Source organism: Novosphingobium panipatense (assembly GCF_900182875.1).
In the GTDB taxonomy this organism is placed as follows: Bacteria; Pseudomonadota; Alphaproteobacteria; order Sphingomonadales; family Sphingomonadaceae; genus Novosphingobium; species Novosphingobium panipatense.
The window spans coordinates 1-26,276 of the sequence record NZ_FXUI01000019.1; the positions used below are offsets into that span (position 1 = coordinate 1).

The 26,276-nt window shown below is 62.9% G+C and carries 27 protein-coding genes and 1 pseudogene; 21 read left to right on the forward strand and 7 right to left on the reverse strand.

What is annotated here, in order from left to right; translation table 11 throughout:
* Positions 1-160: 160 nt before the first annotated feature.
* The 3 genes from QOL62_RS17620 to QOL62_RS17630 are packed head-to-tail and all read right to left on the reverse strand — an operon-like array spanning position 161 to position 3,617.
* Complete coding sequence (locus QOL62_RS17620) at positions 161-1,165, reverse strand: tyrosine-type recombinase/integrase (protein WP_283407094.1); 1,005 nt, start codon at positions 1,163-1,165, stop codon at positions 161-163.
* On the reverse strand, positions 1,162-2,076 hold the full coding sequence (locus QOL62_RS17625; RefSeq protein WP_283407095.1) for a tyrosine-type recombinase/integrase: 915 nt from the start codon (positions 2,074-2,076) through the stop codon (positions 1,162-1,164). The genes QOL62_RS17620 and QOL62_RS17625 overlap by 4 nt, the downstream gene beginning before the upstream one ends.
* Positions 2,073-3,617, reverse strand: a complete 1,545-nt coding sequence (locus QOL62_RS17630; RefSeq protein ID WP_283407096.1) for a tyrosine-type recombinase/integrase — start codon at positions 3,615-3,617, stop codon at positions 2,073-2,075. Before QOL62_RS17630 ends, QOL62_RS17625 begins: the two co-directional genes overlap by 4 nt.
* Before the next feature lie 162 nt (positions 3,618-3,779).
* On the opposite strand from QOL62_RS17630, the gene QOL62_RS17635 reads away from it, so the two are divergent.
* A complete protein-coding gene (locus tag QOL62_RS17635; RefSeq protein WP_346770705.1) occupies positions 3,780-5,516 on the forward strand; it encodes a strawberry notch C-terminal domain-containing protein in 1,737 nt (578 codons plus the stop codon).
* A gap of 300 nt (positions 5,517-5,816) precedes the next feature.
* The gene (locus QOL62_RS17640; protein WP_283407097.1) at positions 5,817-6,983 is read left to right on the forward strand and encodes an SH3 domain-containing protein; all 1,167 of its coding nucleotides are present in this window, start codon (positions 5,817-5,819) and stop codon (positions 6,981-6,983) included.
* A 73-nt stretch (positions 6,984-7,056) separates the two neighbouring features.
* Here the strand turns inward: QOL62_RS17640 and QOL62_RS17645 are convergent, their stop codons facing one another.
* Complete coding sequence (locus QOL62_RS17645; RefSeq protein WP_218821450.1) at positions 7,057-7,305, reverse strand: hypothetical protein; 249 nt, start codon at positions 7,303-7,305, stop codon at positions 7,057-7,059.
* Positions 7,306-7,553: 248 nt separating this feature from the next.
* Between QOL62_RS17645 and QOL62_RS17650 the strand changes: the two genes are divergently transcribed.
* Complete coding sequence (locus QOL62_RS17650) at positions 7,554-8,165, forward strand: PAS domain-containing protein (protein ID WP_020819394.1); 612 nt, start codon at positions 7,554-7,556, stop codon at positions 8,163-8,165.
* 204 nt (positions 8,166-8,369) lie between these two features.
* On the opposite strand, the gene QOL62_RS17655 is transcribed toward QOL62_RS17650, so the two are convergent.
* The gene (locus QOL62_RS17655; RefSeq protein WP_051146802.1) at positions 8,370-9,209 is read right to left on the reverse strand and encodes an arginase family protein; all 840 of its coding nucleotides are present in this window, start codon (positions 9,207-9,209) and stop codon (positions 8,370-8,372) included.
* A gap of 179 nt (positions 9,210-9,388) precedes the next feature.
* Here QOL62_RS17655 and QOL62_RS17660 point away from each other — a divergent pair, with 179 nt between their 5' ends.
* Positions 9,389-11,503: a ParB/RepB/Spo0J family partition protein gene (locus tag QOL62_RS17660; RefSeq protein ID WP_020819396.1), complete on the forward strand. Its 2,115-nt coding sequence runs from the start codon at positions 9,389-9,391 to the stop codon at positions 11,501-11,503.
* A gap of 81 nt (positions 11,504-11,584) precedes the next feature.
* Positions 11,585-12,646, forward strand: a complete 1,062-nt coding sequence (locus tag QOL62_RS17665; RefSeq protein ID WP_081796477.1) for an ArdC family protein — start codon at positions 11,585-11,587, stop codon at positions 12,644-12,646.
* Here the strand turns inward: QOL62_RS17665 and QOL62_RS17670 are convergent.
* Entirely contained in the window at positions 12,535-13,461 is a 927-nt protein-coding gene (locus QOL62_RS17670; RefSeq protein WP_020819407.1) for a PLP-dependent cysteine synthase family protein, read from the reverse strand. The genes QOL62_RS17665 and QOL62_RS17670 overlap by 112 nt on opposite strands.
* A 164-nt stretch (positions 13,462-13,625) precedes the next feature.
* Here QOL62_RS17670 and QOL62_RS17675 point away from each other — a divergent pair, with 164 nt between their 5' ends.
* The 4 genes from QOL62_RS17675 (at position 13,626) to QOL62_RS17690 (ending at position 15,634) form a co-directional block, all read left to right on the forward strand.
* Entirely contained in the window at positions 13,626-14,237 is a 612-nt protein-coding gene (locus QOL62_RS17675; protein ID WP_067738952.1) for a DUF6927 domain-containing protein, read from the forward strand.
* 32 nt (positions 14,238-14,269) lie between these two features.
* Positions 14,270-14,476 (forward strand): hypothetical protein, encoded by a 207-nt coding sequence (locus tag QOL62_RS17680; RefSeq protein WP_020819411.1) that lies wholly within the window; start codon positions 14,270-14,272, stop codon positions 14,474-14,476.
* Positions 14,477-14,594: 118 nt separating this feature from the next.
* The gene (locus tag QOL62_RS17685; RefSeq protein WP_020819412.1) at positions 14,595-15,074 is read left to right on the forward strand and encodes a hypothetical protein; all 480 of its coding nucleotides are present in this window, start codon (positions 14,595-14,597) and stop codon (positions 15,072-15,074) included.
* 53 nt (positions 15,075-15,127) lie between these two features.
* Positions 15,128-15,634, forward strand: a complete 507-nt coding sequence (locus tag QOL62_RS17690; protein WP_020819413.1) for a thermonuclease family protein — start codon at positions 15,128-15,130, stop codon at positions 15,632-15,634.
* A gap of 35 nt (positions 15,635-15,669) precedes the next feature.
* Here the strand turns inward: QOL62_RS17690 and QOL62_RS17695 are convergent, their stop codons facing one another.
* Positions 15,670-16,164: a hypothetical protein gene (locus tag QOL62_RS17695; RefSeq protein WP_020819414.1), complete on the reverse strand. Its 495-nt coding sequence runs from the start codon at positions 16,162-16,164 to the stop codon at positions 15,670-15,672.
* Positions 16,165-16,192: 28 nt separating this feature from the next.
* On the opposite strand from QOL62_RS17695, the pseudogene QOL62_RS17700 reads away from it, so the two are divergent.
* From QOL62_RS17700 to QOL62_RS17755, 12 genes and pseudogenes are all read left to right on the forward strand, one after another.
* Positions 16,193-17,226, forward strand: a pseudogene (locus QOL62_RS17700) (deazapurine DNA modification protein DpdA family protein).
* A gap of 61 nt (positions 17,227-17,287) precedes the next feature.
* On the forward strand, positions 17,288-17,932 hold the full coding sequence (locus QOL62_RS17705) for a hypothetical protein (protein WP_020819416.1): 645 nt from the start codon (positions 17,288-17,290) through the stop codon (positions 17,930-17,932).
* A gap of 262 nt (positions 17,933-18,194) precedes the next feature.
* Positions 18,195-19,559 (forward strand): hypothetical protein, encoded by a 1,365-nt coding sequence (locus QOL62_RS17710; protein WP_342746610.1) that lies wholly within the window; start codon positions 18,195-18,197, stop codon positions 19,557-19,559.
* Positions 19,552-19,752, forward strand: coding sequence for a hypothetical protein (locus tag QOL62_RS17715; protein ID WP_089220669.1), 201 nt, complete (start codon positions 19,552-19,554; stop codon positions 19,750-19,752). Before QOL62_RS17710 ends, QOL62_RS17715 begins: the two co-directional genes overlap by 8 nt.
* A gap of 10 nt (positions 19,753-19,762) precedes the next feature.
* Positions 19,763-20,020 (forward strand): hypothetical protein, encoded by a 258-nt coding sequence (locus tag QOL62_RS17720; RefSeq protein ID WP_145907140.1) that lies wholly within the window; start codon positions 19,763-19,765, stop codon positions 20,018-20,020.
* Positions 20,021-20,024: 4 nt separating this feature from the next.
* Complete coding sequence (locus tag QOL62_RS17725; protein WP_020819421.1) at positions 20,025-20,195, forward strand: hypothetical protein; 171 nt, start codon at positions 20,025-20,027, stop codon at positions 20,193-20,195.
* Between the two features lie 98 nt (positions 20,196-20,293).
* Positions 20,294-20,560, forward strand: coding sequence for a hypothetical protein (locus tag QOL62_RS17730; protein WP_025160949.1), 267 nt, complete (start codon positions 20,294-20,296; stop codon positions 20,558-20,560).
* 192 nt (positions 20,561-20,752) lie between these two features.
* A complete protein-coding gene (locus QOL62_RS17735; protein ID WP_020819423.1) occupies positions 20,753-22,093 on the forward strand; it encodes a ferredoxin reductase family protein in 1,341 nt (446 codons plus the stop codon).
* A gap of 81 nt (positions 22,094-22,174) precedes the next feature.
* Complete coding sequence (locus QOL62_RS17740; protein WP_020819424.1) at positions 22,175-22,570, forward strand: hypothetical protein; 396 nt, start codon at positions 22,175-22,177, stop codon at positions 22,568-22,570.
* Positions 22,571-22,633: 63 nt separating this feature from the next.
* Positions 22,634-24,778: a TonB-dependent receptor gene (locus QOL62_RS17745; protein ID WP_020819425.1), complete on the forward strand. Its 2,145-nt coding sequence runs from the start codon at positions 22,634-22,636 to the stop codon at positions 24,776-24,778.
* Positions 24,779-24,781: 3 nt separating this feature from the next.
* Positions 24,782-25,483 carry an energy transducer TonB family protein gene (locus QOL62_RS17750; protein WP_021224255.1) on the forward strand — a complete coding sequence of 234 codons (702 nt, stop codon included), beginning with the start codon at positions 24,782-24,784 and terminating at the stop codon, positions 25,481-25,483.
* Between the two features lie 78 nt (positions 25,484-25,561).
* A complete protein-coding gene (locus QOL62_RS17755) occupies positions 25,562-26,263 on the forward strand; it encodes a VIT1/CCC1 transporter family protein (protein ID WP_020819427.1) in 702 nt (233 codons plus the stop codon).
* Positions 26,264-26,276: the final 13 nt, after the last annotated feature.

Here is a 26,276-nt window from a genome sequence, read left to right on the forward strand (position 1 = left end):
GAATACATCTTATCTGGATCTCCGGATAAGACGTATTCTTTGCAGTCGAGATTTATGTCGAGTGGTTCGCGCGCGGGCGCAGGTTTCCGTGATGAAGACATCGTTTCTACTCCAGATAATTAAGGTTGTGGGCGATGTCGGAGGCGAGAGACCTCCGGAGCTATGCTCGTTTCCGAACGTCGTTGAGCATCATGATCAGCGGGTCAGCCGGAGGCCTGAACCGGCCTGGCTTGATCGCTGGCGAGCCGTGTGCGGCGAGGATGTGCAGCTTTTCTTCCGGATCGGCGCGCAGGTAGGCTTCAGTGCTCTGGATGCTGGCATGGCCGAGCCAGAGCGCTACTTTGCGAATGTCGCCGGTCGCAGCGAGCGTGTGCATTGCGCAGGAATGCCGTAGCACATGAGGCGTGGCCCGCTTGCGCAGCAGCGACGGCTGCTTCTTTGCCGCCGTGGCGACATGCAAGGCCAGCCTGAACGCAAATCCATCGCGCGTCATTGGCTCGCCTTTGGCGTTGAGGAATATCTCCGCCGCCTGACATGGCGGCCTGACGGCGAGCCAAGCCCGCAATGCTGCCTGCGTCTCGCGCCACAGGGGCAAGACGCGCTCGCGTCTGCCCTTGCCGATAATGTGAACCGTCGCGAGCGAGCGTTCTGGAAAGTCTTGTATCTGCAGCGACAGCAACTCGGCGACCCGCAGGCCACCGGCATAGGCAAGGTGCAGCATCGCCCGATCTCGAGTGCCCAGGCGGGACCGAGGATCAGGTGCGTCGAGCACCGCAGTAATCTCATCTCGTGTCAGATAGTCGATGAGGGTCGTGTCGGTCCGCTTTGTCGGCACGGCACGAACACGCAGCGCCAGGTCGAGGCATGCTGGGACGCGATACTCGACGTAACGGAAGAACGCCCGGATCGCCGCGAGCCGGGCATTGCGAGTTCTGGGGCTGTTCTTGCGCGCATCTTCCGTATGGTCGAGGAACGCCATGATCAGCTCGGGATCGAAATCCTCGATCGTGAGGTCAGTTGGCCTTCGCCTGAGCCGATCGGCTGCGAACCGGACCAAAAGCGCGAAGCAGTTCGCATAGGTCGTCACCGTATGCGGGCTGACATTACGCTCGCGGGGAAGATGATCCCGCAGGAACGCGGCGAGATGGGGAGCGAGCGCGGTCATGCTGCACCTCCCAGGAAAAGCTGCTCACCCGCGACAGCGATGTCGCGAAGCAGCACCGGCGTGGCTTCGAGATACCAGTATGTGTTGGCCACGTCCGTGTGGCCCAGATAGGAGCTGAGCGCTGCCATATGATGTCGGATCGCTTCCCAATCGCGAGGACAGGACTCCAGCGACCGAACGGCGAACGTGTGCCGTAGGTCATGGACGCGCATGCCGGGATCTCCGGGCGGGCCACGAAAACCCAACTCGCGCGCTAATCTGACGAACATTATATAGGCGCGCGTTGTGCTGGGGGCGTGCCCTCGGATGTGAACGAACAGATCATTGCCGTGGGCGCCGAGCTTCCGCCGAACAGCGAGATAAGCCTCCAACGCCTTGCGCGTTGATGGCTGGATCGGCAGGAGGCGTTGCTTACCGAACTTCCCGTTGCGGATGATCAGGCCGTCGGCGGTGAAATCCTCGCGCTGCAATGCGAGCGCTTCGGAAAGTCGTAACCCGGTTGTTGCGAGCAGCCCGAACAAATAGTGGTAGGTGTGTGGGCTAATCTTGCCCTTGGGCGGAAGATCAAGGGCGGCCTGCATGATCGCCTGAACTTGCTCGGGCTCGATGATGTGAGGCGTCGGGCGACGTCGCTTCCCTCTCCCGAATACGCCAGCTGGGGGCACCCGATGCTGCCGATCCTCAGCATGAGCATAAAGACAGAAGCGACGTAGATGGTCGAACCTGTCCCTGGCCACGTTCTGGGAACTCGCCGACCGGCACCAATCGTAGAGCCGCTCGACTGTGACGTGCCGGTCGCCGAAACCACGAGCATAGGCGGCGAAGAGTCGGAGCAATTGCTCCTGCACCTCAAACTTGCGGCCGAAGCTGCGATGCAGCGCGACATACCGCTCGATCTGGGCGTTCATCATGCCCTGTCTCCGGGCCAATCTTGGGCAACCTTGAGCAGCATCGGAACGTCGACCTTGGCGTAGATGGCCGTCGTCGCTGGGGACCGATGGCGCAGGATCGTGCCGACCGACTCAAGGCCGGCGCCGGCGCGCAGCATCCGTGTGGCCAGCGAATGGCGGAAGGCGTGGGCGCCCGTCGGCACGCCTTCGATGGCGCCCCGATCCAAGACACGCGCGACGATGCCGGCGATCTCAGCCGACGAACTGAACGGCCGAAAAGGAGCTTGCACCCGAACGAACAACACCTCCTCGGCGATCGGAGGGCGGGACCGCTCGATATAATCGAGGATCGCGTCCCCGGCATCCTGTGGCAATGGCAGGCGGTCGGGCCGTCTGCTCTTGCCGCTCACCCGAAGATATCCGTCGTTCCAATCGATATCGGTCAAGCGCAACTGGCAGATATCGCCAGCCCGCAATCCGAGTCTGGCGAGTAGCAGGATGATAGCCTTGTCGCGGATCTCCACCGCGGTATCGGCCTGGCAGGACGCAATGATCTTCTCGATCGTTGCATCATCCATGTAGCGTGGCAGGGTGCCGAGACGATAGCGCCTGATCGGTGGAAAGGCGTGTTGGAGCGCCGGCTCGCACTCCCCCCGCGAGACGAGAAAACGCACATAGCTCCGCATGATGCTAGTGATGGTCGAAGCGGAACCCGGCGCCTGAGCGATGCGATGACCGACGATCCGCCTGATGATGCCCGCGTTCAGCTCCGAGGGCTTGGTCAGCTCCGGCAGCCAGTGCTTCACCTCGCCGCAATAGCGCCGGATCGTCTCGGCCGAGCTGCCGCAATGCGCCTTCAGCCACGTCTTGTAGGGGGCCAGAGCATCATCCTGGTGATCCCAGCGGTCGACTTGCGAGAGAATGTTCCGATCGCGAAGAAACCCAAGGAAGCGCCGGGCTCCCTTGCTACGGCGTAGCGGCCCGAAATGACCGACCAGCGTCCCGCGCTTGCGGTAGACCGGACAACGACAGCTGTGGCCGGCATATAGGGCAACATGATCGTCGGTGACATCCTGCCACCGCAGACGAGAAAAGCGGACCCATGCGGCAAAGTGCGCCGCTTCCGAACGGTAGCTCTTGATGACCGCGGCGCTGTAGTGCTCCTGTACCAGGAATACCGCATAGTCCGCCAACAGCGTGTCCAGGCGGTCCACGTCGTCGGGCACGTCGATAACGCCCTGGTCCTCCAGGAAACGGACGAAACGCCGGACTTTACTGGTGAAGCCTGGTCGGTCAGGCTTGTGCAGGGGAAAGCCCTGACAGCGACACCGATGCTTCTCGAAACGTCGGACGACAGCGTCATCGACGGTCGATACCGCGATGCCCTGTTGTTCGATCCAGAACAGGAAATGGCGAGCGGCAGCTTTGTAAAGCGCTGCTGATCCTGCCGCACTCCCCAGAAGAGAAGAGTGGAAGGCGGTGGATAGAGCTTCTGAGGTGGGAGCGTCTCCCGTCCAGGGCTTGGGCCGTCCGTACGAAACGACCGTCTTTGGCAACGTCATAGATCCTCCAGCTTGTTGGTGCTGGGGGCACTTTAATTATCTGGAGTAGAAACGATGTCTTCATCACGGAAACCTGCGCCCGCGCGCGAACCACTCGACATAAATCTCGACTGCAAAGAATATATCATCGACTATCTCGAGCGTGCGTTCCCGACGCGGCAGATGCAGATCTTCAAAGACGACACCGGCACGCCGCGGTCACTGCCGATGACCGACGAGCACGGCAACCCCGTCTACAATCCGGAGGCCGAAGCGGCGCGGGCCGAGCTGATCGAAAAGCTCTGCGCGATGCCTCCCATCATGTCGGCGCTTGATGCGCTGCTCGAACATTTCGGGCACGAGACCGTCGCCGAAGTCACGGGCCGTACCAAGCGCCTGATCACCGCGAGCGATGGCAGGCAGAAACTGGAGAGCCGGTCGGCGCGCACGAGCCAGGCGGAGGCTGCCGCATTCCAGGCGGGGCGCAAGCGGATACTCGTCTTCTCCGATGCCGGCGGCACGGGGCGCAGCTATCATGCCTCGCTCGACGCGGCGAACCAGGAGCAGCGCGTCCATCTTCTTCTGGAACCCGGCTGGCGCGCGGATCGTGCGATCCAGGGGCTAGGACGGACGCACCGCACACATCAGGCGGCGACGCCGCTGTTCCGGCCGGTGACGACCGACTGCAAGGGCGAGTTGCGCTTCACCAGCACGATCGCGCGCCGCCTCGACAGCTTGGGGGCGCTCACGCGCGGCCAGCGCCAGACCGGCGGACAAGGACTGTTCGACCCCGCCGACAATCTCGAGAGCGAATATGCCTGCGCTGCTCTCCTGAGCTGGTTCGACCTGTTGGCGGCAGGCAAGCTTGCCAGCACCAGCCTCGACGAATTCCAGCACCGCACCGGTCTCGAGCTGGTCGACAAGGATGGCGTTCTCAAGGATGAAATGCCGCCTATACAGCGATGGCTCAACCGCATCCTCGCGCTACCGATCGCACTCCAGAACAGCATCTTCGACGAGTTCCTCGCCCTGATCGAGACCCGCGTCTCGGCGGCGCGCGATGCCGGGCGCCTCGATGTCGGGGTCGAAACGATCCTCGTCGATCGGGCGACACTCATTGATGATATCATATTGCGCACCGATCCGCTCACCGGCGCGACGTCGCACCTCCTCACCATCGAAATCGCGCGCCGCCGCAATCCGGTCACACTGGAGCGCATCCTGCGGATCGCCGATGGCGATGCCAGTGCCCGCTTCATGATCAATCGGAAGTCCGGCAAGTCCGCGCTCCGGACCCGGGCGCGGGCCCTGATGGAGGAGAAGGAAGGCACGCCGATCCCGCGTGTCGAGATGATGCGGCCGACGCGCAACGAATATATGCGCGAAGACGATCTTTATGAATCGTCCTGGGAGGAAGTGACACGCGAGACGTTCAGCACAACCTGGGCAGGCGAGGTGGAAGCGGCCCGCCAAGCCGTGGACAGCGAGACGATCCGGCTGGCCACCGGCCTGCTTCTGCCCATCTGGTCGGCGCTGCCGAGCGACCATCTTGCAGTCAACCGCATCGTCGATGGGGAAGGACGATCATGGTTGGGCCGCCTCGTCTTCGACGATCATGTTCCCCCACTCTTCGCCAGGCTCGGCATCGACCGCGCTGAGGCCCTACCGGCGGACGCTGTGGTCAAGGCGGTGACGGCAGGGCGGAGCATCGATGTCTCGCAACCGTTCCCCCTCACGATCAAGCGTTCGCTCGTCAACGGCTCGCCTCGCATCGAACTGGTCGGCTGTCCGCATGATCGCCTGCCGTGGCTCAAGTCGATCGGCTGCTTTACCGAAGTAATACAATATCGGACCCGTGTGTTCGTGCCGGTGCCATCGGCCGAGACAGTTTTGTCGGGCCTCTTCGAAGAGCCAAGTTGATGGCTCTTCGACGGTCCGGCGGCACGGCCTGTCAGTCGATCAAAGTCTTTGAGTTCTTCGGGTTTGACAGTGAACAACATCCCTCCTTTCTGACTGTCGTGCAGAGAGTTGAAAAGTAGGTTCATGAATGAAACGACCGAAGGTCAGGCCCCGCCGGCGTGAAGGGGTTCGATGTCCATACAGTGCCGCGCGCCCCGTCCCATGTTGCGATCGCTCGGTGCGCTGAAAAAATGTGCGCGGTTCACTGTGGTTGCCCAAAAGTTGGTCGAACCGGGGACTCGATTCTGCGATGGAATCTCCATGAGCAACAAATTCCCATTCGGGCCTGACAGCCCGTTGTATGAAGCCATGAAGCTGCAGCGCGAGCAGTCGGACCTTATCAAGCGGGCGATGGGCCCGAACTTTGCCCTGCCGAGCGCGATCAAGCCGCTGCCGAGCGTCTTCACGGCGCTGGACGCAGTCGAGAAGTCCGGTATCCTCAAGACCGCGGCGATGCTGAAGGGTACGCGCGTTAGCGACACGATAGCGGCAGCCGAGGCGCTGCGCATGAGTCGCGTCCCCGTGCTGAAGGACTTCGCCTCCACGAGCTGGTTGTTGCAGATCCAGAGGACCGCCATGGGGATTAACCGTGATCCCACCGGCATTCTGGCGGCACAAAAGCTGCTGATTGGCTCGACGATCGCGGACATGGTGAAGCTTGGCAGCATGTTCGAGGCGAACAGGGCGATAATCGGAAAGCTGATGGCTGGCTCGCAGGTCGGCGATCAGATCAAGGCGCTGAGCGAGCGCATGGCGCCCAGCCTTGGCATCCTGAAGGTCGCGGCGGAGCGAGCGCGCACGATCGACATGATGACCTTGCGCGCCACGGCCGAGGCTGTGGCGACGAGCAGCGCGGTCGTCATGGCCGAGCAGGTGATCGAGGCCCACCGCCTGATCGAAGCGATCGGCCACGCTGAAGATCCGGCACAGAGTGTCGACCTGCTGGCGGCATTCATGCAGCTGATAGGCGTGATCTTCTCGACGTTCGGCGATAACACACTGAAGGAGCTCCGCAATGTCGGTGCGATCGCGCTCATCGGCTTCATCATGACCGTCTATGGCATCTACAAGGAGGTCGTCCCTGCAGACCTGACGCCAGCAGAGCAGAAGGTCCATGCCGAGATGAAAGTCCAAGTCGAGACCCTGCAGGAGAAGATCGACAAGATCATCGCCGCCAATCAGAAGGCAGACGAAGCCTATGTCGCGAACCTCCCCCGCGCAGAGCTGAAGCGTGACGCGCCGATCCGTCGCGAGCCGCAGGGCAAGGCGCAGATACTGATGCGCGGCGATGCCGGCACCTTGCTTGCCGTGAAGGATAGCCGCGGTAAGTGGCGGCTCGTGGTCTATCGCGATCCGCTCACCGACCAGCTCTCCGAAGGCTGGGTCTTCGCGCCGGCAGGCGAGCTGCTGAACATACCGGAACAGTAACCTTCAACGACTGAAGGGCCGCGCGCAGGCGCCGCCCGGCGCGCTCAGAAGGAGTCGATATTCTCGGCGATGATTAATCGGCATAAGCAAGGCTTATTACGCCGAGCTGCAACGGGCCAGCCAGAGCAACCGGATCGATGACCGGCTGGGTTGGTTCGCCGGTATCGTGCTGGAGGCGCATGGGCGAACGATCGAGAGTATCCGTTTCTTGATCGAGAAGACGTTGATCCGCATGACGGCCTAATGGCCGGACGGCTTCGCTGGGGGGCTGAGCGCGCGCGACTATCGGCACGATCCCGGATGCCGCTTCGGCGACCGCCACGCGCGATCTGGCAGGGCTGGTCGAACTGAGCGCATTAAAGCGGGTCGGCGAGCGGCGATTGCGCGTTATCATCTGGCGATCGTCACCAGCGCCCGCGAAGCTGTTGGATGGCACCTTAAGGTGCGCGTCGTGTGCTCAGAGGTCATTCAGTGTATTTATTGCGTTGCAGATGCCAGCGAGTCGGGGAAACTTCTCGGGACCGGAGAAGTTCATAGATCCGAGGCACAATTGAAACCTTAGGGGGTAATGTGCAACGCTTCATCCTGCACGAAAACTTGAAGAAATTCAGGGCCTGCCTGGGCGCAGACGTTGCCGACACCGAGCGCAGCTATCTGCTGCAGCAGATCCGTTCAATTCAACGCGAGCTTGCATTGCTCAACGCCGCCGCACTTGGCGTGCAGAGATATCCTATTGAATTTGGCGCGCTATCATCATGTGATCGGAGCCTTTTTCAACGCCTGACGGAGACCTCTACCCAGCCTACGATGATCATCGATCCGAGGGCTGGTATGCGAATCCTCGACGTCAACGATGCGCATACTGCCATCACCTATACCGAGCGCAGCAGAGTGGCCGGAGAAAGGCTCTTTGACGTCTTTCCGGATAATCCGGATCTTGAGGATGCAACCGGCGTCGCAGGCTTGTTTGATTCCATCCGCATCGCGGCACAGGGACGGCGCCAGCATGCCATGAAAGCACAGCGCTATGACCTGCGGGGTTCCGATGGCCGGTTTCTCGAGCGCTATTGGCAGACGGTGTCCGTTCCGATCCTGAATGACGAAGCGCAGCTGGTGTGCATTCTGCATCAAGCACGAGATGTCACCGAAACAGTCGGCACTGCGGGTTTCGTTGGTCATTGACACCCTCTAATGACGTCTCATCGGCGGTCAGCGCCGCTCTCACAGGAGAAGTCCGTCACATTCAGATTGTGAAGCATCGCGTAGCGGTGACGACGTTTACCTCGAGATCGGGGGGAGGGCGTGTCCAAAGCGGCGAGGATAGCTTCGCGAGTGGTGCGCCATTGGTATTCCGAAACTCGGGGCGGTTTCAGCCCACAGTGAGTTTCATGATTTCATGATGGGTAACTCGGCAAGGCTGTTTCTCAGGCGCAGCATGTCCCATGGCAGATGTTCGGCGATGGCAAGGCCAACCATATCCACTGCCGCGCCGATCTCTTTCAACAGGCGCACCACCTGGTCCAGCTGCATACGGCCTTGCTCTATTCCATCGAAGGCCCCCTCCGGCATGCCCGGCCTGTTGAACAGCAGCGGAGAAAAATGAGCCGGATCGAGGACATCGAGGTCGAAATGTACCGCAAGATGCGTGATTCCCTCGGTCTCGATCCAGTCGAGGATCGGCCGGCTGCTGTCAGCAAGGACGGCTGGCGGGATATGCCGGATGCCCAGTTCCTTCAGGATCAGGTCTTCATCCGCGTTCCATCCCTGCATGCCGGCGATCATCACACGCCGGGCGTCCAGCTTGCGGGGCACTTCTGCCGTGAAAGCCTCGTCGCCCCGGCCAAGCAGCAGGGCAAGCACATGGGCATGGGCGTGCGAAAACTCGGCAGCGCTCATCACGTCGGGATGGGCATCGAGCCAGAGAACGCCCAGCTTTTCACCATATCTGCGGCTTAGATACGCCATCGGCGCAAGATCGACCAGGCAGTCGCCGCCAAGCGTCACGATCCGATCGGGCGCATGCCGCTCGATGGCTTCGCGCGCCGCTCTTGCTTGAGACAAGAGGGCGGCGCACCACTTGATGCCACGGCTAACCGGCGGGGAGCTTCCGTCCGGTTCCGGAACCGCCACGGTTTCCTCGGGGCCGTCATGCGGCGGGGCAAGCCAGCGCAACAATTCGGAACCAAAGCTATAGGCGGGTTCATCGCCACCCTGCCATTGCGGCATGTTCAAACGGAGCGTCGTGGAGGTCACCGCAGATCATATTCTTTCGAGGCCGGAAGAGAAGACAATGTAGGTTGTCCGGCGGAAAAAAGCCACGCCCACGGGGCGCCCCGGGGTTCGAGAGGGAAGGGGGAGTGATGCTGGTGTCCGGGCTGATCCGGATGCCAGAAGGAGTTCCTCCGATGACCACGACCGTTAAGCTCTCGAAGCTTACGCTTTCTCCCATCAATGTCCGCAGGCGGCCCGACGACCTGCTGGAAATACCGCAGATGGCCGCCGATCTCGAAGCTCGCGGCGTACTCCAGAACCTGCTCGTCACGCCTGTGAAAAAGCCGCGCGGCACTTTCGAGGTCTTCGATGGCGGTCGCCGCCTGCGCGGTCTGCTCATGCTCGCCGAGCGCGGCACCATCGACCCTGAAACCTACGATGTTCCCGTCAAGGTTCTCGTCGGCGACGAGGCGACCCTGTCCGAGACCTCGACCGCGGCCAACTTCCATCAGCTCAAGATGACGCCTGCCGAGGAATGCCGCGCGTTCCAGTATTTCATCGGTCTCAATAATGATATCGACGGTGTCGCCAAGCGCTTCGGCCTCACCCGTCGGTTCGTCGAGGGCCGCCTGCGGCTCGCGACCCTGGCCGAGCCCATCTTCGAGGCGCTGAGCGAAGGCACCATCACGCTGGACGTCGCCAAGGCCTATGCCTCGACCGAAAACCAGGAGAAGCAGCTTCTCGTCTGGAACAGCTACGGCACCAGCTATGCCAATGCCGACACTATCCGCCGCGTCATCGCCAACGAAACGATGAAGTCGACCGATCCGGTCGCGATCCTGGTCGGCGAGGACCGCTATGCCGAGGCTGGCGGCAAGATCGACCGCGACCTTTTCAGCGACAGCGGCGACAAGTGGGTGAACCCCGAGATCGCGCAGCGGCTCGCCGCGGACATCATGGAAGCGGAAGCCAAGCGGATCGGCGAGGAACTCGGTCTCGCCTGGATCCGGCCGATTGCGTCGAACTACACGCATAGCGCGGCGACCGGCCTCTACCGGGTGATCCTGCCGCAGCCTGATTTCACCGAGGCGCAGCTGGCCCGCCTCGATGCGATTGCACAGCGGCAGGAAGCCATCGCCGAGGAGATGGATGACGAGACCATCGATGAGGATGCCTACAAGGCGCTCGACCAGGAATATGATGCCCTGTCCGAGGAAGAACACGCGCTCCACAACATCCCGCCGGTGCTGCCTGACGAGATCAAGCCGCTCGTCGGCGCGTTTCTCAAGCTGACGCCCAGAGGCGAGATGGTCCTCGACACCGAATATTATAGCGAGGAACCGGTCAGCATCGGCGGCGCTGATGAAAACGGCGAGGACGACCACGGCGATGGTGCCGGCGGTGGCGGTTCGACCGGCCCGGGCGGCAGCTACACGCCGCCTGCTCCGCCGCCCGAAGCGATCGCCCCGGGCGGCAAGCCGCTCAGCGCCCGGCTCTACGATGAGCTGGCGATGCAGCGGCGCGACGTGCTCGCAGCGACCCTGCTCAGCCATCCGGCCCTGGCGCTCGACTATGCGCTCTTCGTCATGATTGACGATCGCGCCAGCACGTTCAGCGCCTATGGCTCGACCATTCGCGCTCGCTCGCCGCAGGATCCGGTGAGTGGCGACCAGCCGACGACCCGCGCGCGGGGCTATCTCGCCGAAGCCCATGACGGGCTCGATGCGAGTTGGCTGGAGCACAAGTCCGAGGTCGACCGGTTCGAGGCGTTCCGGGCGCTCGACGACGACAGCAAGGCGGCCTGGCTCGCCTACATCGTGGCGATGTCGCTCGAAGCGAAGGCGAGCTACCGCGCCGAGCAGTGTCCGCTCCACAACCGGTTGGCGACGATCATGGATGTCGATGTCGCAAGCTGGTGGCGGCCGACATCCGAGAACTTCTTCGACCGCATCAGCAAGGGCTCGATCCTGACGCTGCTCGCCGATGTCGGCGGCGCGGCGCTGACCGCGCGCCACGCGACGATGAAGAAGTCGGAGATCTCGGAATCGTGCGCGAAGCTCTTCGCGGGCGAAGCGATCGTCGAGCCCGAGGTCCGGGACGCGGCGCTTGCCTGGGTGCCCGACGCCATGCGCTTCCTCGACAAGACCGAGGCGGACGATCTCGAACCCGCCGAAGGCGATCCTGAAGAGCAGGCGATCGTCGAGCCCGAGGATGCCGAAGAGGTTGGCGTGGCTGGCGTCGACGAGACAGTGTCCGGTGCCTGCGAAATCGAAGCGGAATCGCCCGATCAGGACGCTCTCGCGGCCTGACGCCGCTTTCTCCTGGATGCCTTGCCGCCGGCGCGTGGTCCCGTGCCGGCGGCCTTTTCCCCTTCCGCACGGAGAAGCGCCATGTCCCTTGCGAAACGCACGAGCCGCGATGTCGCCGCCGAAATCACCGACCTCATCATCCGCAAGCTCGAGGAGGGTGTTCCGCCCTGGTCGAGGCCCTGGCGGCTGAACGGGGCGGGCGGACGCCCGCTGCGTCATTGCGGCACGCCGTATCAGGGCATCAATACGCTTTATCTCTGGGCGCTCGGCGATGCCCAGGGTTATCGTTCGCGTTACTGGATGACCTGGCGCCAGGCGGAAACGCTAGGCGGGCACGTCCGCAAGGGTCAAACCGGCGCGCTTTCGGTTTATTATTCCTCGTTCAAGAAGCGTGAGGAGCACCCCGAAACCGGCAAGCAAGTGGAGCGGAGCATCCGGTTCCTGCGCCATTACATCGTGTTCAACGCCGATCAGATCGACGGTCTTCCAGCCTATTTCTACCCCTCTGACGAACCGGAGCAGCCTCTGATCCCGTCCGAGCGGCAGGCGGCGATCGACGCCTTCTTCACGGGAATCCCTGCCGACGTTCGCCATGGCGGAAACCAAGCCTACTTCACACCGACCTTCGATCATATCCAGCTGCCGAACCGAACGGCCTTCCGCAGCATGGATCACTATGCGTCCACGCGTTGCCACGAGACGGTTCACTGGTCGGGCCATTCCAGCCGACTCGCACGGACCTTCGGCAAGCGCTTCGGCGACAAGGCCTATGCGTTCGAAGAACTGGTCGCGGAGATCGGGGCGGGGCTCTGCTGTGCTGACCTTGGTCTGCCCAACGTCCTCCATGACAGTCATGCGAGCTATGTGGCGCATTGGCTCGGTATCCTCCGCGGCGACAAGACCGCGATCATCCACGCTGCCGCCAAGGCTGAACAGGCTTTCGCGTATCTCAAAAGCTTCGGCGCGGCGAGCAAGGCGCAGCCGGCAGCCGACCGGATGCACGTCCATCGGGGCCACCCCCACGCCGAGGTTCAGTATTTCAGGCCGGTATCACAAAGCACCGTTGCCACGACGGCATCAGCCGTCAACCGCCCCGATGCCAGCAGCTTTGCCGCGGCGCAGACGTTCGCAGCGGCAGAATAGCCGACGTACAGGCCCTCGCGATGGGCCAGAGTACGCCGCCACTCTTCAGCTTCATCATCGCTGATGCCGACACTCATATCCATCAGCGACGGATCCCAGTGCGGCGGAACCGTGCCATAACCGATGCCCTGGAGTTTATGCCGGGCGTCGAGCACCGGTTCTCCGGCCAGCGGCCGCGCGTTCAGCGGTTCGACAGCGGCGCAGACCGTACCGGGATTGGCGCGCTTCAACGCCTTTGCAACGCCCACGAAGGTGCAGCCCGTGCCGACCGCTGCAACCCATCCGTCGACCGGGCCACCGAACTGCGCCAGGATCTCCGGGCCTGTCGTGGTCTCGTGCGCTGCGATCCCCTCTGCAGCGTTGAACTGATCGACGTAGAAACCGTCACGCGCCCGGGCGATCGCGCAAGCCGCCTGTGCGGCAGCATTGACATCGGAACCCGTCACCTGGCCCGGGCTTCCATCCACCTGGGCGATGAGCACCACTTCGGCGCCGAGTCCTTCGAGCATCTTCGCTCGCGCCGGACTGTTGCCTGCCGACATCGTGACGACGAGGGGATGGCCGAGCGCGGCGCATGCCACCGCCAGTCCGGCGCCCATGTTTCCGCTCGTCATTTCCACGACCGGCATTCCCGGCTTCAGCCGGCCATCCTCTCTTGCGGCAAGCAGGATCGCCTTGGCGGCACGGTCCTTCACACTTCCCCCGGGCAGCAGGAACTCGGCCTTGGCGATGATGCGACCAGGACCCGTGTAGATGCGATCCAGTGCGATCAAAGGCGTGCCGCCGATTATCTCAATGGCCGACGCGGCGAGCATGACTTCTCCGACAATGACGGGTGCGGAAGGTCACATCCGCACGACATGAAAATACTGCGACTTTGATACGCGGGCGTTCGCCTGCTGACCAGCGCTCGCGGCCCGACGATCCTCAAACCGGAAACGGCCAGCGGCCGGTTTCCTTCCTCAAGAAAGGACTCATCATGGGATGGCTCTTCATGCCCTTTACGTCGATGGGCGGCCACAAGACCGCCAAATCCTATCTCGACGCGCAGCTTACCTACGAAAACACGCTCGAGGACGGCACGAAACGCGGCCTCAGGGTGCTCGCGTCCTCCTGTCCGGGAAATCGGACCTATTACGCCGCAGCCCAGGAAATCGTGGACGGCATTGCCGGCAACGTTTTCGCGGTAGTGTGCCTGGTGCGCTGGAATCCACGCTCGCGCGATGGCCACCAGTTCGGGTACAAGGATATGACCGAAAATATGGGGCCATGCGAGGCCGACTGCCCCGCGGCGATCCTCGATCTGCTGAGCCCGACCGAGCATGAATATGCGCTCGATTGGCGCGCACGTTGCCGGGCGAACCTTGCGCACCGCGCGCGCAAACTCGCGGACGGGGATCGCATCCGGCTTCCCGAGCCGGTGACCTTCACCGACGGTAATGTCGCGCAGGAGTTCGTCGTCTGCAAGCGCGGCCGGAGGCTCGTGCTTCGCGATCCGCAGAATGGCTGCTTCTACCGGATCAGTCGCCTCATGACGCGCGCCTGGGTGGTCGTACCGGTCACCAAGATCCACAAGACGCTGTTTGCATGAGCGTCAATCCTCGAGGAGAAAGGGATCAGGTCATGACGACGGCCATCGACAGGCGTTGTCTGTCTCCCAAACGCCAGTTGCTCTGCAGCCGCGAGAATGCCCTGCGCGTCGCCAGCCGGATTTTCGATCATTCGCAGGGTAAGGTAAGCATCCTGCGCACTACCGATCCGCTGCAGCCTTTCCGCATCTCTACCGACCCTGCGTCGTCGGGCCTGATCGTCCTCGAGATGGTCGCCTGAAGCCCTCTCCATTCATGTCTTCCGGAGCAAAGCCCATCCGCATGCTGACCGCCGCTGCAACGCAGCCAGGCCCATGATCCCGCCGCTCGCGACCCATGGCAAGAGGGAAGGGGGATGAATGACGGTGTTCTCCAAGCTGGAAGGATCCGCCATGGACACTAACTTTTACATTACCGCGCGGTCTTCGAAATTCCCCCTCGACTACGCACACAGCAGGGAGGACGCAGCCGCGCTGCTCGCGCGTCACCGCGATCGCCATCCCGACGCTGTTGTCGAGTCCACCAACGCCTATTTCGAACGCACGCGCGCCGAAACATTGGCGTCATTTCCTCTCAGCCGGATCACGCAGCGTTTCTACGACGCTATGCTGGGCGTTCTCCCGCCACAATATATCAAGGGCGTTGCGGGCTTCTTTCTCTCCGAAGCGGCGACCCAGAACATCCACGCCCAGTTCATCGTGCATGGCGGCTGCACCTACGGTGGTTACGCGGACCTGGCGCGCGAATCCCGCAAGATCTGGACCATTGCCGACGTCCTTGAACTCGAAAGCCGGGCCGGCGCGCGCACCTTGACGTTCGACTGGTTTCCTGGGGACTGAACTTCGTGTTCGACGCAATGGAAAAGATCAGCGCCCTTTGTCATAGACATCGAATGTATCGTTTTCTGTGTTTCCTATTCCTTGTCTCCGCATGCGACGTCCGGGGTGCTCCCGTCAATGAGCCGGGGTTTACCGCATCCGCTCGCGCGCTCGATGGCGACACGATTGCAGCCGATTTCCGTCTCCTTGGTGTCGATGCGTTCGAGCGCCGTCAGCTCTGTGAACGGGCGCGGTCGTGCTGGGAATGTGGCAAGGCGGCTCAGGATCATGCCGCGCGGATTCTGGGCGAAGCCGACGCCCAAATCCGGCTCACCAACCGCTCGAGCTATGGTCGGCCGGTGGCGACTGTGACCGTGAAAGGCCGCGATCTCGGAGAGACGCTGATCCGCGCGGGTCTCGCCATTCCCCAACCCCAATTCCTGAAAACCGATCCGGCGCGTGCGAAGCAATATACCGAAGCCTTTGCCGCCGCGCAGCGAAACAAGGCTGGCGCGTTCGCTGGCCAGTGGATCGAGCCGGCTCGGTGGCGGCGCGGCGACCGCCTCGCGTGTGAGCGGTGATCTCCAAGGCTGGAGCGGCGTACCGCGCGGTCCCGTCAGGCAGTGAGGCCGGGATCGGCCCACCAGGAACGGCCTTGCCTGAAGTTCTCGGTTGAGGCGACGACAGGGCCATCCGGTTCGTCAGCTACATAAGGCGAGACCAGCGGACGTGCCCTGATTTTCCGGCGGTGGATGCTGCCCGCGACGCGGCCGCGCGCTTCGAGCAGCTCTTCGAGCCACATCAGATCGTCGAGCATCTCGACGATGCCGCGGCCAGCGAGGCAGAAATAGATGCAGCGCTGGAAATCGTCGCCTGCCGGATTGCTCAGGATGGACGCGAGCTTGCGCTTGCCGCCCGTCTCACCCTCATGGACCCAGGACATCGCCTCGCGCAGTTCGCGCACCGAATAATAGGCATCCTCGACATGCATACCGATCGCCGCATTGGCCAGCATGCGGCGGGTGGGGCGGTTTTGATCGTCAAGCGCGGCATCGCGCAGCGTCACATCGAGATCGAACGGTTCAAAATAGCGGGCGGCCTGCTCGGTCATTAAAAATCTCCCTTGAATGGAACATAACATGAACAATTATCCGGTCAAGTCACGCTCGATCGCTGTCATGGTGGGACTGCCGCACCTTGCTGATGGGGTGCTCCTGCGGCGCGCCCGACAGCTTCAGCAGCCCGTCCTGATTTCCGCCAATGCCCTGTCGCGCTGGTCGACGAAGCGAGGTTGGCGCGAATGGCCGGCTGGACGACGCGGCCACTCATGAATGCGCATGGTCTTCGCAGCCTCAGCCTCGACAGCGCGGGGTTCAGCGCAATGGTCACCTATGGGCGCTATCCCTGGACGGTCGATGATTATGTCGGCCTGGCCGCAGCCTATCCATTCCGCTGGTGGGCAAGCCTCGACTATTGCGTCGAGCAGGAAGTGGCCAGCGATCGCAACGAGGTGCTCGACCGCATGTCCCGTACCATCCGGGCCAACATCGAATGCCGGCTGCGCGCTGAAGATGCCGGGATCGATGCGACCTTCATGCCGGTCATTCAGGGACGTCATCCCGGTGATTATGAACGCTGTGCAGTGGCGCTCGCGCATATGATCGAGCGCGCCGGGCTTGTCGGTGTCGGCAGCATGTGCCGGCGCCCTGTCCATGGCGCGGATGGACTGATCGCCGTCGTTGATCGTCTCGACCAGGTGCTGCCAAGGCAGACCCGTCTGCATCTCTTCGGCGTCAAGGGCGCCGCCATCCCCTATCTCACCGCCTTCGCCCATCGTATCGCCTCGATCGACAGCCAGGCCTATGGGGTCAGCGCGCGCATCGCCGCGCGACGTTGTGGTCAAGCCAAGACCGACCGCTTGGTGGCGGACCATATGACGCAGTGGTTGCACAGACAGCATGCTCGCCTTGATCGGCCTTCGCGACAGTTGCCGGTGCAACCTGAGGTGCCGCCACCTCCCGAACCGGCAGACCCCTGGGAGCGGGTGATCGCACAGGCGCGCCGCGAGATACGCGATCTCATCGAAACCGGCGATCTCGACCATGACGAGATGACGGCCCTGTGGACCGAGCAATGGGCAGCGGACATCTACGGCGCAGCATCAGCGGACTGAAGGTGAGGAGAGGGGGAACGGAGGTGTGAGCGGCCGAACCGCTCGAGACCCGGAGACTCTCATGAATTATGATCTCGCCTTCCGCTACAGTCAGGCTCTCGATCCCAGCGCGCTGATCACGATCGGCACGGCGCTGCATGCGATCCACGCCGCCATCACCGATTGCCGCAACGCCGGCATCGATCTCGAACGTGATCCGGCGGTTATTCTGCTTGCGCGCCATCTGGGGACGGTGTGCGAAACGCGTGCACCGGACGCGGATCTGCGGCGCGACTGCATCGCGCGGATCGCCGAGCTGCGGAACCGGCCGGTTCTGAAGACGCTCGCCTATCGCGGCGTTGCCCATGACGAGCCCGCCAAGCGCCTGTTTCATTCGGAGGGGCGCGCCGCCATGCGCCGCCTGGCCGACGCCCTCGCGCTCGACGAGGGCAGTTTCGATATCCGGTCCAACAAGGGTGGTCCCGCCGTGTCAGGCGAAGTGACGCTGCACGGCGAGGATGTCTGGGTGCAACTCTCGCTCGGCCTCTCCGGTCCCGATCGGGAAGTGTGCTTTCGCAAGGTGCAGGGCCGCGACGATCATCTTGGAGACCGTAATTGTTGGGCGTCAATCCGCGAACTTGTCGACCCGGGCCGCTTCGCCGCACGAATCCGGCGGGAGCTTCGCTTGTCCACATCGCAGCCCGTTGTTCCCCGTCTCGTCGCCTGAACGAAGGCGATCATGCGCATTCTTTTCGTCCGCGTCAGGATTGGCGTCCAGGAGTCGGGCTATTCCTATCGCCTCTATATACCTTTCACGGAAAGTTCGTTCGAACGGCAAGCGTTGATCTCGGTGCATTCCGATTTCGGGCGCGGGCTTGCGCGCGCGTATGCCAGTTGTGGGTGTGATCGAGAAACTGTCGGAGCGGTACGCTGTCCCCTCCGACCATCGCCGCCACGTCTCCTGGGATTCGCATCGAAGGAGACCGATGATGTCAGAGCCGTTTGACCCCGCTGACACCGACGCATGGATTGCCCATGGTCGAAGCCCGGTACAAGCAGCGGCGCTCGCTGATGCCTGGCGCCGCTTCCCGGACCTTGCGAACGATTCCCCACTCGATCAGCGCATGGCACGTATGCGCGAGCGTGTCACGGCACTGCGGCCGGTGATGGAAGCGATGGCGCACATGGTCGAGGCGGAACGACAGGCCCGCAATTTCGCCTTCACCGCAAGACGAGTCGCCGAGGGACGGGGGGATGATCGCGATCGTGCCATTCTGCGCGCGCGCGATCTCCATGGCCATGACTGGGATCGATCGGTCCGCTATGCCGATGGCTGGTATGCCGCGCATGCGGGCTGGGATCCCGAATGCCGCAAGCCTGGCCCACTCGATGCGGGCGCCGAAGCCTATGATCACGGCTTTTGCGATGGTGGCGGCAACCGCGATGACCTCTTCGACACCGCGCGCCGCGCCTTGATGGTGGATCGCACACCAACGTCTTCGGCCATTTTGCCCGCGCGGCCTCGTCCCAGCGAATGGCTCAAGCCGACTGACGTGCCGCGGCCGGCACGCTGGCATCGTCGCCTCCTCCTGATCGGTGCGCCCGAAGCCGGACTGGTCGCCGCGCCGGCAAAAACGGCCCTGCTTCGTCCGGCTCTCGATTCCTGCTCGGGCTGCGGGGAGGCGACCATCGTCGTCATTTCCGGAGCCGGTTTTCACCCTCTCGATAGAGCCGATACGGCGCTGCCCCTCGGTGGTCCCGAAGCACTGGAGGTACTCGCGTCCGATCGCGCACTCCAGGCCTGCTTGCGGGCGCTGCTCGGTGATCGCGACTTTGATGACATCCTTGTCGCTGCCCAAGGGTATTATCTGGCTTTGCTCGATGCACATGCTGCAGCGCTTCCGCTTTGCCGGACAATGGAACGAACGCGGAACACCGCGCTCCAGCAACGGACGCACTTTCGTATCTGGCTCGACCGTGGGTTTCTCGCGGGCCAGACGGTCGGGGCAGGCCACATTCGTTGGGGCAAGGCCGTCAATGGCCTGACGGGCCGGCTCGGAGAATTTACGGCCCGTTATGCCGGCAAGCTTCCCCCGCGCGGCCACCGCATCGTCATCGAAACCGCCGACGGTAAGCCTGCCGCGGGCTTCGTCACGGCGCGAGGCGAGCCATTGGCATGGGAAACCGTCATCGCAAATCGCGCCCGTCTGCGCAGCACGATGGCAGCGCGCCTGCGGGCATTCGGCGGTGCAACGCGGCTGGCATGGCCAAGGCCAGCAAACACGTCAATCCAGGGAAGGAACGATGATGAAAATCCGAAAGGTGACTATTGGCGTCACGCTGTTGATGCATGACAGCGATGAGGATCGCCTCTCGACCATGAGCCTCGCCCGTATCGGCGAGGAAATGGACTTCGGTGACATGGTTGGCGCCTTCGCCATCACATCCGTCGACGATGTCCCACCCCATGCCCTGCAGGCTGAACTCACCGCGCTCGGCAACGACGGCACCTTCTTTGACGACAGGATGGAGCACGCAGATGACTGACGGATCGTCCATGACGAAAGCATGCACAGTCGCCGCAGTGCTGTGCGAGTTGCTCGAGACCCACATGCAGGCATGCGACGTGGGAGGGCGGCCGTCAGGGGATCACCACCATCATATCGTCTCGGCTGTGCATGGAACCCGTGCTGACGTGGAAATCCTCTCCAGCTGTGAAAATGAAGACGGTGTCGAGATCGGGTTGACGCTCAATGATGGCGCCACCTTCCGGATACAGGTTGAGAGCCTGTCCGCATCTCCTGGTCAGGAATAGCCCCATGACCGAGGACGAATTCGATCAACTCGTTGATGATGCGACGCATGCAGTCAACAATCTAATCCCGGATCTCTATCTCGACGGCATGGGCGACACTGCCCATAGCGGTGTGCTTTACGCGATCAATGATGCCCTCAGCACTATATTGCGGGACGTCATCGAACCCCGCTGATGACTTCGGCCTCGATCGGGGCTGACGATGTCGGCCGTGCGCCAAGGCATCTGGGCCTGTCACCCGCGATCATTCCAATGCCTCAAAGGGAGATCAGCATGTCTGCGCCAACCCATTTCGTTCACGTCTATGCCACCGTGCGCGTCAAACTGGGCGTGACCGCACATGACCAGTTTGCAGCAATGAAGGAGGCAGATCGCCTTCTCTTTGCCAACGGTTTCGGTGTTCGTCTGATTCCGAGTGCTACAGGAGTGCTTGAAGCGGACTACGCCGAAGAAGTGTCCGGCTATCTTGTCGACGAAGCGGGCGACCACGAATACGACCGGAGCCGGACCTATGCTGCCGATGGTGCACCCATTTCGTGAAATATGTCACGCTGCGAGGCCTGACACTATCGAATTTGGGTAATGCTCGTCAGGCTTTCGTCAGACTTGTCGGCGATGTTCGCATGCGCCGAGCAAGGGGTTCTGCCTTCTTGTCCGAAATCAATCCCACAGCTGGGCCGATCGCTACAGGGCGAAGGGAACAATTGACGCAAGGGCCGGACAAGGATCGAAATGCGCAACCTGCGACTGACATTCTGGGGCCTGGCCGCCTTGGTCACCATGTTGTGGCTTCTTGCGGACCTGTCCATATTCCGGTCGTCCGGCTTTTTCGCGATCCGCAGCGCGGCGGTGCAGTATAGCGGCGCGCTGGCGATCGCCTGCATGAGCGTCGCGATGATGCTCGCCATCCGCCCCCGCTGGCCCGAACATGGGCTGGGCGGACTGGACAAGATGTATCGTCTCCACAAATGGCTCGGCATCGCGGCACTGGTCACGGCCATCGCGCACTGGCTGTGGGCGAAGGGTCCGAAATGGGCCGTGGGGTGGGGCTGGCTCGAACGACCGTCGCGTGGCCCGCAACCGCCCGCAAGCAATCCTGTCGAGGCCCTGTTCGCCAGTCTCCGCCACACGGCGGAGGGTCTGGGCGAGTGGGCCTTTTATGCCGTGGTTGCGCTGATCGCCGTCGCGCTCATCCAGCGCATTCCCTACCGCTTCTTCTATCGAACGCATCGGCTTCTGGCGCTGGCCTATCTCGTGCTGGTCTTTCATGCCGTGATCCTGACGACGTTCAGCTACTGGCTGTCTCCGTACGGCCTCACGCTGGCGGCGCTGCTTGCTTGCGGCACCGGGGCGGCGATCCTCATTCTGTCGCGCCGCGCAGGCCGGGACCGGCAGGTGCCGGGCAGGATTGCCGCCATCCACCATTATCCGGGCGTGCGGGCGCTCGAGACCATCGTCGACATGGGGGAGGGGTGGCCCGGCCACCGACCCGGCCAGTTCGCCTTTGCCGTGTCGGACCCGGCCGAAGGGCCGCATCCCTATACCATCGCGTCCGCCTGGCGCGAGGATGAGCGGCGGATCACCTTCATCACCAAGGGACTGGGGGATCATACGCGGCGCCTGCCCGAAAAACTCCATGTCGGCCAGGAGATCAGGATCGAGGGGCCTTATGGATGCTTCACATTCGACGATGATAGCGCCCGTCAGATCTGGATCGGTGGCGGGATCGGTATCACGCCGTTCATCGCCCGCATGAAGTATCTGGCCCAGAGTCCCGAAGGCGCGCGCGCGGAGATTGATCTCTTCCACTGCACGGCCGAAGTCGACGAGGAGGCTCTGGGCAAGCTGCAAGCGGATGCGGCGGCTGCCCATATTCGCCTGCATGTTCTGGTCGATGCACGCGATGGCCGCCTCGATGGCGAGCGAATACGCGCCGCCGTGCCGGAATGGCGGGAGGCGAGCCTCTGGTTTTGCGGCCCCCTTGGATTTGGTGAAACGCTGCGCCGGGACTTTGCCGCGCTGGGCTTTCCGGTAGCGAAACGTTTCCATCAGGAGCTGTTCGCGATGCGCTAAGTCAAGGCGATGTATGCGAAAAAATCCGACTTGTCACCTCGACATCAGCAGGACCGATTTCTAAAGACCGCTCCCGTGACCATGATCCGCTCCTTCCTTGCCCGGCATCGCTGGCTGGCCATCTGGCTGGCCGGGGCCGCGCTCATGCTGAAGGTGCTGGTGCCGGCCGGGTTCATGCCGACCGTCTCTTCGGGTACGATATTGGTCCAGCTCTGCTCGGGCCAGGGTCCGCAAACGGTCATGATGGAGCTTCCGGGCAGGTCCGGCGATCATGATCCCGCGGATCACAAGCAGGCCGACATGCCTTGCGCTTTCTCGGGTCTGTCGTCGCCGGCGCTCGCCGCCGCCGACCCGATCCTGCTGGCGCTCGCCATTGCCTTCATCCTGGCGATGGGCTTTCTTGGCCTATCTTTCGCCCTGCCCGGTGCCTCGCCATTTCTGCGGCCTCCGCCAATAGGACCGCCAACAGCCGCCTGATCCCTTTCGCCGTTCGTTTTCAACGGCGCGCGGACCGCCGCGCGCCCGGATCAGGATCCATCCATGTCTGTCATTTCCAAAGCCGCGAGCGCGGCTGCAATATTCTATGGCCTGTCGGCCGCGAGTGCCTTTGCGCAGGATACACAGGTTCTTCCGTCCATCGGGATCGATTCCGAGGATCGCCCTGCCGGTCCCGTGTCGTCCGAGATCCTTTTGCGTGACAAGGTCGCACCCCTGCAATCGGGAACAAGCGATACGGCGGCGCTGATCGGCCGCCTGCCGGGGGGCAGCAGCTTCGGCGCCGGTGGCTTTTCCAGCCTGCCGGTGATCCGGGGCCTCGAAAGCCAGCGGCTGACCATATTGGTCGACGGCGTGCCGATCGACATCGCCTGCACGAATGCGATGAACCCGCCTTTGTCCTACACCGATCCGCAGACGATCGACGCGATCAGCGTCATCACGGGCGTGACGCCGGTCAGCATGGGCGGTGACAGCATCGGCGGCGCGATTTCGGTGGAAACCCTGACACCGCGCTTCGCCAAGGCGGGCAAACGATTGCTGACGGGCGAACTGTCCACCTTCTACCGCAGTAACGGCGACGGCTTCGGCGGCGCACTTTCGATCACGGCGGCAAGCGACCGGCTCAGCCTCAGCTATGCCGGTTCCTTCACCCAGTCCGACAATTACAAGGGCGGCGGCCGTGACGGCACCGTCCGTTCGACTGAATACAAGAAGACGGACCATGCGCTGAGCCTGGCCGCGCAGACCGATATCGGGCTGTTCGAACTGAAGGGCGGCTACCATTTCTCGCCGTACGAGGGCTTTCCCAACCAGTATATGGACATGACATCCAACAAGAGTTGGTATCTGAACGGTCACTGGAAGGGCGCCTTCGACTGGGGCGATCTGGACCTGCGCGCCTTCTATCGCGACACCGATCATCGGATGAACTTCCTGGCGGACAAGGGCGGCACCGCGACCGGCGGCATGCCCATGAACACCGAGGTTCATAGCGCCGGCTATACGCTCAAGGGCGACATTATGCTGTCCAATCGCGACACGCTGCGTCTCGGGAGCGAATTCCACCACCAATGGCTCAATGATTACTGGCCGGCGGTCGCGGGCCACATGATGATGGGGCCCAACACCTATATCAATGTGAACGGCGCGAAGCGCGACCGGCTTGGCACCTTTGCCGAATGGGAGGCGAAGTGGACGCCGCAGCTCACCACGCTGGTCGGCGTGCGCAACGATCAGGTCTGGATGAACACCGGCGAGGTCCAGCCCTATTCCACCTCGATGATGAATATGGCCGACGCGATGGCGGCCACCGCGTTCAACGCCGCGGATCGCAAACGGCATGACAGCAACTGGAGCGCCACGGCCCTTGTCCGCTATGCGCCGAGCGATCAGGCGACGCTCGAATTGGGCTATGCGCGCAAGAGCCGTTCACCGGGCGTCTATGAGCGCTACAGCTGGGGACGCGGTTCGATGTCGAGCCGGATGATCGGCTGGTTCGGTGATGGCAACGGCTATGTCGGCGATCCCACCCTGAAGCCCGAAAGGGCTGATACGATAAGTGCCGCGGTCAGTCTGAAAGGCGCCGGCGCCAATGGCTGGACGCTCAGGATCGCACCCTATTACACGCGCGTCCATGATTATATCGATGTCGTGAAGCTGGCCGATTTCACCAATATGATGGGCACGCCGACGGGGTTCGTGCAGCTTCGGTTCGCCAACCGCGAAGCCGAGCTATATGGCGTCGATGTCTCGGGTTCGCTTGCGCTGTGGCAGTCGTCATCGGCCGGCACGGCGAAACTGACCGCAACGGCAAGCTGGTTGCGCGGGCGCAATCTGGACGACGGCGGGTCGCTCTACCATCAGATGCCGTTCAACGCGACGTTTGCGCTGGAGCATCGGCTCGGGGGCTGGGAGAGCGCGGTCGAACTGACGGTCGTGGCGGACAAGAACCGGGTCGACGCCACGCGCAACGAACCCCGAACGGACGACTATGCGCTCGTCAATCTTCGGACCGGCTATGCCTGGGGCAATTACCGGCTGGGCCTGGATGTCCAGAACCTGTTCGACAAGGGCTATGATCTGCCGCTGGGCGGCATGTCGCTCGGCGATTACAAGGCGACCGGCGACTTGCGGCCGGTGCCTGGTCGTGGCCGCTCCTTCAACATCGGCCTGACTGCGAAATTCTGAGGCATGGCCGCCAGTCCAGCATACCGGCTGGCCCAGGCGAGCGATACGAGGGCTTTCGGGTTCCTCGTGTCGCTTGCCCTGCATGCGGGTGTTCTTGCGGCCTATGGCCTGTGGAGCCACAGTCCGCGTCTAATCCCCGAAAGGCGGGAGGAACCCCGCACGGTCACGATCATGACGCTGCCTTCGCTCGAAACCGAACAGCCGTCTGCCCGCCGGCCGAAAGCTGCCCCCAGACCGGCAAATCAGCTGACGCCCCCCAGTACAACGCCAGCGACACGCGCGCGGCAAGGGCCGCAGGCGTCGCCCGACCGGCCTGCCTCCGATCAGGCTGCCTTGACGCTACCTGTCGCACCGTCGCCCTTGCCTGCCCGCATGAACGTCGACATGCCGCATCCCCAACCTGCTTCGCCGCAGGCTGCGTCATCAACGCTCAGCACTGCGCGTGCGGCCTATCTTCGGCGGTTGTGGGAATGGATTGCCGCCAGACGCCCGGCGGGCCTTCATCTTGAGGGTGAGGCGCTGATTAATTTTTCCATCGGTGCTGACGGCGCCTTGCGCGAGATCTCGCTCGCGCAATCCAGCGGCAATGCGCAGCTTGACCGGCTCGCCCTTCGCACGGTTCGCCTGGCGGCGCCCTTTCCGCGCCCGCCTGAAAGTCTCGGCGTGGGAACGCTCGATTGCGTCCTGCCTTTCCATTTCAATTAGCGCCGGAAATCACATTGCGTCAGGAGCTGGTCAGCAAATGCGGTCATGGTCTTGTGCCGACCCTTGGCTGGAGGACCCATGACCCGCTTGCACGCTCACCCCGAACGACATGCGGTATCACGTATCGGCTGGCTCCGCGCGGCGGTCCTTGGCGCCAATGACGGTATCGTTTCCACAGGAAGCCTCATTGTCGGCGTCGCCGCTTCGGGAACGGACCGATCAGGCATCCTCGTTGCCGGCATCGCGGCGCTTGTCGCCGGCGCCATGTCGATGGCCGCCGGCGAATATGTCTCGGTCAGCTCGCAGGCCGATACCGAGAAGGCGGACCTCGCCCGCGAAACGGCGGAACTGACAACGCAGCCCGGGCTCGAGCGGCAGGAACTGGCGGACATCTATATGGCGCGCGGCCTGGACCCCGATCTTGCGCTCAAGGTTGCCGACCAGCTCATGGCGGACGATGCGCTTGGGGCGCATGCCCGCGATGAGCTGGGAATTTCCGACATATCCACGGCGCGGCCGTTGCAGGCGGCATTCACATCCGCCGCGACGTTCAGCGCCGGGGCGATCATGCCGCTGGCGGTGGTTGCCGCCGCGCCGGGACAGCAATTGATACCGCTCGTCGTCGCCGTTTCGCTTCTGTGCCTCGTGCTGCTCGGGGCGCTTGGCGCGAAGGCGGGCGGGGCCCCTGTCATGCGGTCGATCGTCCGCGTCACGTTCTGGGGCGCCCTGGCGATGGCGTTGACGGCAGGCGTGGGCAGCCTGTTCGGAGCGGCTGTCTGACGTGATCGCTGCC